The sequence below is a fragment of the Butyrivibrio sp. YAB3001 genome (assembly GCF_900112195.1).
Lineage (GTDB): Bacteria > Bacillota > Clostridia > Lachnospirales > Lachnospiraceae > Butyrivibrio.
On the sequence record NZ_FOKR01000056.1, the window covers coordinates 1 to 1,123 of the forward strand.

Here is a 1,123-nt window from a genome sequence, read left to right on the forward strand (position 1 = left end):
GGGATATAGACCAATCCTATAAAGATTATGATTTGAGGGTTAAGAACGGAGCAAAGGGAGGTAGACCCAAAAAGGATCCAGAGCTATTTGATTAAACCCAGTAAATACCTAACTAAAAAACCAATGGTTAGTATTGGTTAGTATTGGTTAGTATAGCTAACCTCAGCAAACAGAAGTAAAGAAGTAAAGAAGTATTAGAAGTATAGAGGTATAGATACAGAAGTTAAGAATTAAAGAAAAGAAAAGATATAAGTATGTGCTACTACATAGCACCACTTATTGACTAAGGAGTATTAAAAAATGATTGATACTACCACACTACGGATAAAAGTAAATGGATACCTTGAACGATGTAGAACTACTAACCATAAGCCCACCTATACCGGGATAGCTTTTGTATTAGGTATTAGTGGTAGGACTATTGCAAATGTAGTACACGGACAGTTTACCGGGCATGAATACACTGATAAGCCACATATAACACGCTGCATTGATAATGATGATTTTGAACTGATAAAAGGGTTATTTACTAACCCCTGCGAGTAGTTTCGTTACACTAAAAAAAGGGAGGTACTGGAAACAATGACCGATAAGAAGCTAGTACCCTATGAGGGCAAAAAGAAAAAGACAAGTGGCAGCGGTACAAAGCTGTGTGAACGGATTGAAACCGATGATATGACCGCAATATTAAATATGGCTATTGATGTAAGTAATAGTCGTATGGGTAGACCTGCGGAGTATCCATATACAACGGAGGGGCTTGACCGCTTTATAAACAAGACAATTGATTATTTTGAGTATGTAAACACCATCAACGCTAACCCAGAACTAGAGCGTAAATTGATACCTGATATTGAAAACTGGGCTATGTTTTTAGGAATAACCCGGCAAACAATATGGAGTTATCAGCAAAGGGGCAAGGAGTGGCGAGATATGATTGACTACTACAAGAACGTTATAGGAGCGGTTAAAAAGCAATTGGCTATGAATTACAAGATACCTCCGATGGTTTATGTATTTGACGCTACAAACAACCATGGATACGTAAACAGTAATCAGTTTACATTGAACCAAAATAAGCCTGAAACGGAGCCTAAAGATAATATTGATGAACAATTAAAGG

Annotated in this window: 2 protein-coding genes; both read left to right on the forward strand. The window is 37.0% G+C overall.

Annotated elements, in window-relative coordinates; translation table 11 throughout:
- The first annotated feature begins 300 nt into the window (after positions 1-300).
- On the forward strand, positions 301-546 hold the full coding sequence (locus BM086_RS20420; protein ID WP_092332365.1) for a hypothetical protein: 246 nt from the start codon (positions 301-303) through the stop codon (positions 544-546).
- Positions 547-582: 36 nt separating this feature from the next.
- Positions 583-1,123, forward strand: a 541-nt coding sequence (locus BM086_RS20425; protein WP_141107811.1) for a hypothetical protein, incomplete at its 3' end; no start/stop codon positions are given.

Bases quoted from the DNA above. Each gene is read 5' to 3' on its own strand.
- BM086_RS20420 (WP_092332365.1), top strand. From the start codon at position 301: ATGATTGATACTACCACACTACGGATAAAAGTAAATGGATACCTTGAA.